At 52.0% G+C, this 7,272-nt stretch carries 10 protein-coding genes; 4 read left to right on the top strand and 6 right to left on the bottom strand.

The genetic code is table 11. The features are described from left to right. Positions 1–309: hypothetical protein (locus ACYQ8U_RS22170; protein WP_459947745.1), on the top strand; the 309-nt coding region annotated here is incomplete at its 5' end. A gap of 33 nt (positions 310–342) precedes the next feature. Here ACYQ8U_RS22170 and ACYQ8U_RS22165 read toward each other — a convergent pair. The 4 genes from ACYQ8U_RS22165 to ACYQ8U_RS22150 form a co-directional block, all read right to left on the bottom strand. Next, positions 343–528, bottom strand: a complete 186-nt coding sequence (locus ACYQ8U_RS22165) for a hypothetical protein (protein WP_459947744.1) — start codon at positions 526–528, stop codon at positions 343–345. 673 nt (positions 529–1,201) lie between these two features. Further along, positions 1,202–2,629 (bottom strand): AsmA family protein, encoded by a 1,428-nt coding sequence (locus ACYQ8U_RS22160; RefSeq protein WP_459947743.1) that lies wholly within the window; start codon positions 2,627–2,629, stop codon positions 1,202–1,204. A gap of 190 nt (positions 2,630–2,819) precedes the next feature. After that, on the bottom strand, positions 2,820–2,969 hold the full coding sequence (locus ACYQ8U_RS22155) for a lmo0937 family membrane protein (RefSeq protein WP_459947742.1): 150 nt from the start codon (positions 2,967–2,969) through the stop codon (positions 2,820–2,822). Positions 2,970–3,099: 130 nt separating this feature from the next. Further along, positions 3,100–3,414, bottom strand: coding sequence for a BON domain-containing protein (locus ACYQ8U_RS22150; protein ID WP_459947741.1), 315 nt, complete (start codon positions 3,412–3,414; stop codon positions 3,100–3,102). Positions 3,415–4,066: 652 nt separating this feature from the next. Between ACYQ8U_RS22150 and ACYQ8U_RS22145 the strand changes: the two genes are divergently transcribed. Continuing rightward, positions 4,067–4,264, top strand: coding sequence for a CBS domain-containing protein (locus ACYQ8U_RS22145; RefSeq protein ID WP_459947740.1), 198 nt, complete (start codon positions 4,067–4,069; stop codon positions 4,262–4,264). A 326-nt stretch (positions 4,265–4,590) separates the two neighbouring features. Here the strand turns inward: ACYQ8U_RS22145 and ACYQ8U_RS22140 are convergent, their stop codons facing one another. Continuing rightward, positions 4,591–5,904, bottom strand: a complete 1,314-nt coding sequence (locus ACYQ8U_RS22140; protein ID WP_459947739.1) for a mechanosensitive ion channel domain-containing protein — start codon at positions 5,902–5,904, stop codon at positions 4,591–4,593. Between the two features lie 173 nt (positions 5,905–6,077). On the opposite strand from ACYQ8U_RS22140, the gene ACYQ8U_RS22135 reads away from it, so the two are divergent. Beyond that, positions 6,078–6,305 (top strand): hypothetical protein, encoded by a 228-nt coding sequence (locus tag ACYQ8U_RS22135; RefSeq protein WP_459947738.1) that lies wholly within the window; start codon positions 6,078–6,080, stop codon positions 6,303–6,305. A gap of 161 nt (positions 6,306–6,466) precedes the next feature. On the opposite strand, the gene ACYQ8U_RS22130 is transcribed toward ACYQ8U_RS22135, so the two are convergent. Continuing rightward, entirely contained in the window at positions 6,467–6,712 is a 246-nt protein-coding gene (locus ACYQ8U_RS22130; RefSeq protein ID WP_459947747.1) for a diguanylate cyclase domain-containing protein, read from the bottom strand. Positions 6,713–6,939: 227 nt separating this feature from the next. Between ACYQ8U_RS22130 and ACYQ8U_RS22125 the strand changes: the two genes are divergently transcribed. After that, positions 6,940–7,272 (top strand): YHS domain-containing (seleno)protein (locus tag ACYQ8U_RS22125; protein WP_459947746.1); only part of this gene is annotated, 333 nt, incomplete at its 3' end.

The following is a 7,272-nucleotide window of genomic DNA, read 5'->3' as shown; positions in this document are numbered from 1 at the left end:
CTTGCCGTGGTCGAGGATGTCTGCTGGACTCTGGGGCTGACCGACGCCGACTTGAGAGATCTGGCAACAGGCCTGGCAAGGGTCATGGCCGAGTATGACAAAATGGGGATATACAGTTTTAACATGAATTTCTTCACGGCTGCGGAGAACGATGAGCACTTCCGACTCCATCTCCTTTTTTCGCCCAGGACCTTTTTCAGCCAGAAACTGGGGACACCCGATGTGGGGGCTCTCCAGATGCTTTTCAACGAGACCGTCTGCATGGCCTTTCCCGAGGAGATCAACACCATCCTGAAAAGCGCATTCTGAAACAGGCATTGCCTCCCCCCGTCATAGGGGGCCTCAGGCCGAACGGCAGGGGCCCCCGGGAAGGGCATTGCCATGCAAGGGATTGTAACGGACGCCCATGATCAGCGTCCGTTTGGGACGTGCGGTCATGACCGAGGAGGTCGCATTAAGCGTGAAAAGAGGACAGAACTGATTATTGTCATATCCCTGGAGATCCGGAGGCAGTTTACTTCTTTTCAACCAAAACGTTCTGCGGACAAGCCGCAAATATTCTTTTTAACATTGCGGTTTCGCAAGGTACTATCCTTCTGTCAATTGTCAGGCTTTAGAGATCTACTGTCAGGTCATGAAGAAGTCGTCCGAAAAACCTATCAACATTAAAAGGTGTTTTTACCACTCAGGATGTCAACTATATCCTGACAAGTAAAAAGCATCATCCTATCCCAGATTGTTCCAGAGAATCAATCAAGAGAAATGCTCCATCTTCAACATGGGGGAACGATACTTTCCTTTCTGCCGGTCGAGTCAAAGCTTAACGCTATTTGCAAACAATGTGAGCCCGTTGGCAAAAGTTTGAGCCCGTTGGCAGGTAATCTGAGCCCATGGACAACTATTGTGAGCCCAGCTTCTATTTTATTGGCAATTAATCTGAGTGCATAAGCAATCTGTTTGTGAGCCTACGCGTTCTTGTTTGCAAGCCGCTACATTTAGGTTGCCCAATTATGACACCGGTGGCTACGCGAGAAAAGATGTGGTTCTCTTGGCGCTTACGATACACCGCGCCCGCCTGGCACTTGCCAGGGGCAGAATATGCACTGGAGCTTACGGAAGACCTAGAGGTTGTGCGAAAGCTGGCCAAATTCACCCATTCGGCTTAGCAGAATTGGTGCGCACGATTGGAGTTGCAAACTATTCATTTCGGCGGCGCCACCGAACCTGTGTAGAACACTTCGCACTCTCCGCCAGGAAAGAGGTCTCTCCCCATGTTGAACAACTTCTGCACCGGTCCGGTGAGAGACTTGAGGACACTCGGCTGCTCCACCACCGGTTTCTGGAAGGCGCCACGGATGCTTTGCTCCACTTTGGCGCAGCCTTCGGCGTCGAGCAGCGCCACGGTCACGTCATTGAATTGCTCGTTGACGAAATCGAGCCCCCCTTGGAGGGCAACCCGGTTCTCGTTGGTCGCCATGGCCACGTCCTGCGCCTGCGCCACGCCGCGCTCGACTTTCCAGTCGGAGACCAGCGTCCGGATCTCGCTGCGGCCACCCGATCCTTGAAAAATACTGACAAAGTCGAGCCCTTTCGTGACTACCAGGCCCAAAGGCCCGGCAAAGAAGAAGGCGCCCACATCTACGAGGTTGAAGTGCTGACTGGACTCAAACCGGGAGAGCTCCTGATCGAGGTCGCGGCCATTGAGCGTGAGGTTCTTGCCCCGCAGCAGGATCTGCCCCTCTGCGGTCTGTCTCATCTTGTTCACGGTTTTTCCATGCATTGACAGATTCGCGGAGAAATCCATTGATCCTACTGCGACCTTTTGCGGCGACAGGGTTTTGAAGAATTCCTCGATGCGGAACTGAGGCAAAGCATAACGGACGTCGAAACGCGGGGCTACGTCCGAAAAGTCCGCCCGGATACTCCCTGATCCTTGTGCACCGAAGACACCCATCGTGACCGGCTTGAAATCGAAGACCCCATTCTTCCCTGCGGCCGATAACTTCAAATCGGATACCGTGAAGCCATTTTTCCGGATTTTCCCACAGGCAAGGTTTACCGTGAGGGAAAGATTCTTCATGAGACCCGAAATCTTCCCGCCAGGAAGCCGCAGATGGTCGATCTTAAGGCTGCAGTTTAAGGCTTCGAATCCCTCCCCGGATTGTTTGTCCGCGAAGAGGAGAGTCCCCTCAGAAAGGGAAAATTTCGACAAACCAAAAGCGAGTACCCTGACGTCGGCGTCTTCCGGTTTTTGGAAATTGAAATAGCCGTCACGATCCCGCTCAATGGAGATGATGGGATGTTTCAGCTTGATTGTCCCGATCCTAATTTCCCTTTGAAGTAACGGGCGAAGATCAATTCCAACCCTGGCTTCCTTGACGCTGGCGACGTCAGCCCCCTGGTTGCCAATGTGCACATCTTCCAGAGTGAAGTGCACATCCGGGAAGAGGTCGATCCCAAGTCGGCCGCCGACCCTGACGTCCATCCCTAGCGCTCTCGAGGCGGCTGCTTCCAACCGGGGTTTGTAAGCACCGGTGTTCACAAAAAGAAGCAGCGTCACCCAAACAAAGACAAGGAACACGACAATCCCGCTGGCGACCAGGAGGATGATTTTAAGTGGTTTTGACATAGACTTGTTCCAGTTTCACAGTCAAACGGCATAACCGCTGACCAGTCATAATGAACTGCACACGCAAGGATCTAACAGAAATTTTTCAAGGAATATATGAGCAGATACGCAAAAGAGCTCGTGCAAAAAAAGTGCGTTCCGCAACACCTCCTTTTGGGAACCGAACAGTGCAGTGTCAGGTTTTTGTGGACTACAGGATTTTACGCCCTTGAATGACGCGTACCAGCACCACGATAATGGCAATCACGAGCAGAATGTGGATCAGCCCACCCATGGTATATGAAGATACCATACCTAGCAGCCACAGCAATATCAGGACCACGCAGATTGTCCAGAGCATAACAATTCTCCCTTATTTTACGTTGGCTGGCAACGGCGCAAGTCGCTGCCGTTTCCCCTCCCTGGCAGATAACTGATATACCCGTAAAAACTCGCCGAAGCGGGTCGGAAAGTCACCTGAGGTTACGACGCTATTTTACAACCAGGTCGTTTTTCACAGATACGACACCTTTAACGTTGCGGGCAACCGATCCTGCTTTATCGACGCTCTGCGTTGAATCAACAAAACCGCTTAACTGAACTACCCCTTTGAAGGTCTCAACATTGATCTGCAATGTTTTCAGCGTGGGTTCGTTAAAAATCGCAGCTTTCACCTTGGTTGTGATGACAGTGTCGTCGACATACTCGCCGGTACTTTCACGTTTATGCGTGGCCGCGCATCCCAAAAATGTGGTTATGAGTCCGATGATGAACAGGAACTTCAATATGCGCTGTAGTTTTGTCATGATGGCATCTCCTTTCCGTTTGCAATTAATCTTTCCTCACCTGAACTGATCTTATCCCTCGCTGTGACCTTGTCAAGCAGGCAATCGTGGTTACCTGTACACAATTCCGGACAAACCGGCTCAAGAAATCCCCTCGGTATCCCTTCCTCTCTCTTGCATCCTATCGAGTTTCGGTGTGTTGGGAAAATTGCTCCTGCACTGTAAGCGCAAGACAAGTAGCCTAGATAAAACATCAACCCACCAGAGATGGCTTGGTCGTCTTATTTCTTGTCTCGTAATGTTTGCCAGTCAGTAACCTGCTATTTTTCAGCAACTCACATCTTCCCGAGGCTAATCGACTATCGCAAAGGGCTTGTTCCATCTGCTTGCAGCCAGGTGATTCCGTAGTGAAACAGTTCGTCTTGCGTACACGCCACGGTTGTTCTTTACACCCCTAACTCACCAATTCCAGATTCAGGTGAACCACTCGAACGATGATGGATCATGCCGATACGATGCCCACCAACAGATCATTCGTCCCAGTATGAAAGCTACGGTCATAGGGGGGGGTGGGGCTGGGGCAATTGTCGGTACTCTACTGAAATCCTTGTCGGGAGGAAGCACGCCAAATGTTCTCAGTATAGTGACTGATTCTGACTGCGCAGGCGGTTTGATGATTTCTGAGTTTCTCGCCTACCAGGCAGACAATACCATTCAGGACGTGCTCAATGATCTACAGGATAATCGTGAGGAATATGTTGATTATCATGTACAGTATTTTTTCGTGGTGGATGGTTCCGGCAGACTGACCGGTGTACTGCGCATGCATGATCTGCTGTTTCCGAAACGGAGTACTCGGCTTGCGGAGTAATGATCCCTTCTCCGTTAAGCGTTTCTGATAAGGCCACATTAAAGGAGCTGGAGGTATTTTTTAAAAAAGGAAAACCTCAGAAATCTCCTGCACGAAACGGGCGAGTTCGGTCGTGTCCATGAGATTGGCAAGAAAAACTGCGTCAATGGACAGCACACATACGGTGGGCGGCTTGATCCATAAGCGCTCACGGAGATGCTAGATAATAAAACTCAGGTGATCCCACATCTTCGACTCTCCTGGCACATTAGCTGCTGCCCCGGTGAAAGCAGACCTCATCGACCCACACGGATTCCACACCCTCTTTGATTGACTCCCACGCGCCTTCACCTGGTATCCACAGACGACGATGAAGTTAAGAGATTCTCCCCTGGGGTCCAAGATCTGCGCGCCTGTTCTTTGATTTCCCCGGCTTCGCTTTGCAGGCCGGCTTCCGCCTTGGTCGCGACTGTTTCGGGCTTGGCGGTCGGCTTCGCCAGGGCTGGGTCGACTGATTCCCCCGCCCCGTCGCTTTCTATCATTCGTACAGGAACCCCGTGAGGGAAAGTGACTTCGCGCGCCTCGTCCGGCATTGAGATTCCCGCATCCTGGAAGGCCCGTTTGGTGAGCCGAATGACGGACGATTTCACTTTCGCCCAGCTGTGTCGACCGCCATCGAGCCAGAAATAAATACGCAGATTTACCGTGGACGATCCAAGGTTTTCCACGAGCACCAGGGGTTCGGGCTCCTTCAAAACGGCCGGATGTTCAGCGAGTACCTTCAAGGCGACTTCCTGGGCAAAAGAGATGGAATCGTCGTAGCCGATACCGACGATGAAATCATCGCGGCGATTGGGATTGCTGGTGAAGTTGCGGATCGTGCTTTTGAAGACGGTCGAATTGGGAACTTGCACTTGATTGCCGTCGAGTGTCATCAGAACAGTCGTGCGAGAGGTCAGCCGCTGAACGTAACCCGTGACGTTTGCGACTTCTACCAGATCGCCCTCACGAAACGGCTGCTGCAAGCTGAGAAAGAGACTGGCGAGAAAATTTTCGGTGATGTCGCGGAATGCGATGCCCAACACCAAACCAATCAGACCCGTGCCGCCCACCACCGTAAGCGCAAGTTGCGTGAGTCCGGCGATACGGAGCACAAGGTAGAGGCCGGCAAGCATGACAAGCATTCCGCCAGCCCGGGCCATTACTTCGCGCAAAAGCTGGCTGAGGGATCGACCCAGGAGCCCGCGACGCAGTAGGTACACCGTTAACCTGGCGAAGATCCAAGAAAGAGCGATTACGACCACCGCCACCACGATCAGGGGCAGCAAGCGAACGAATCCGCGTGTTAAATCGTTTAGTACCTGAAATGTTGGATCGAAATCCCAAACCGTGGTGGGGGCCACTTCAATTTGATTGACGACTGCAACCACACCCTCCGTATTCTTCGCTAAATCTCCGGCCCATTGCTTGGATTCATCGTTTTCCGTCGTTCCTTTCAGAAAAACGATTCCTTCCTGGACAGTGACCTTAGGTTCGCCGAACCAGCTTGTCGTTTTAAGAATATCCGCGATTCGTTGTCTGATCTCGTCATCATTGGCGACGGGTTGGACTTCGACTTTACCTGGGAGCTCCGGTTTGCCGTCAGGCGCTTTCGCCGGCACCGGCTTATTCTCGCTCCCGGCTAGCTGTTGGGCGGCAACTGAGGTGAACGTTAAGACTGCGCAGCACAGGAACGTGGCGCAGATGAGTCGGGCCGATCGAGACCAGGCAAGACCCCAAGTTCGAACCAGGAACTGCCCACGATGTCGAGGAGTTCCGCCGTGATCGATTATTGATGGTGCCGGCGGTTGCCGGTGGCAAGTCCGGCCAGGTAATCCTGGATGTTCTTGTCCGCGGCCTGCATGAAGGCGATGCGGCTGCCGAATGTAACTTCGCGGCTTCCTTTCGTTCCTGGCGGGCCGTGAGTGCTTCTCTAGAGGTTCGCTATTCGACTTGTCCTCTCTGCTGCCTCGGGTTATTCGACCAGATGTATCGTCCATTAGCGGTTACCCATCCGTTGTAGAGTTTGATGACGAAACTGAGGTGATCCCACATCTTAGGCTCTGCTCGTACAAGAACCCACACAGTAAGAAATTAAACAGACCATTCCGATACCCTCCCCGCGAAGCCGAACGTTAAGTTCTGCGAGAGCCGGGCTTTTTGGGCTTCCGCAGAAACATATTGTTAACTCAGAGAAAGAACAGTCCCCTTCAACTTGAAGCCCTCGGAAATCCGTTCAACAATCAACTCTGCACGGCAAGCTACGTCGGCTTCTTGCTTGACTTCCAACAACAGGCACACAAATTTGTCGCTTCCCCAGCGACTGACCGTGTCTTCTCCGCGGGTGGCCGACTGTAAACGGTCTGCCACCGTGAGCAGCACCTTGTCTCCCAGATCATGACCATAGGAGTTGTATGTCTTCGCAGCCAGGTTGAGCCAAGAGTTGGGCGCTTACAGTGTTTTCAATCATTTTCTATTTCAGTTACTTGGTAGACATTTTTTCGCTTATATGCGGTTGCCGGTTTGTTGTCTTTGGTCAGGGAAAGGAAAAACGCCAGTACCTCTTCTGAAGATATGCCGGCTCAAATTTGCGGTCGTACCATAAACGGTGGCAATAATCGAGTGAAATATCGGGAATTCCACTTCCTTGACACTCCCTGGCCGATCAGAAGGAAGAACACAGGCAACTCTTTCAGGAAATTCCCGAAAAGTTTGCTCCGCAGTACGATGGGTACTGTGCCTGGGCGATGACGGAGGCACGAAAAGCCGAAACCGATCCGGAAGTATGGAAGATCGTCGACGGCAAACTGTATTTGAACTGCAGCATGGCGGCCTATGAAAAATGGAGCAGGGACATTCCCGGCAACATCAGAAAAGCTGATGCGAACTGGGCAAGGTTCATGATAGCAAATAGAAGCAGTCGGTGTCCCGACGGGTTGTCGTCCGACAGTAAACCAGACCAGACGCTCAAGGAGGATCAAGAAGAAACT

Source organism: Desulfocastanea catecholica, assembly GCF_054657295.1.
Note: the sequence above shows the minus strand (reverse complement) of the source record. Positions and strands in the feature narration are given on the sequence as shown.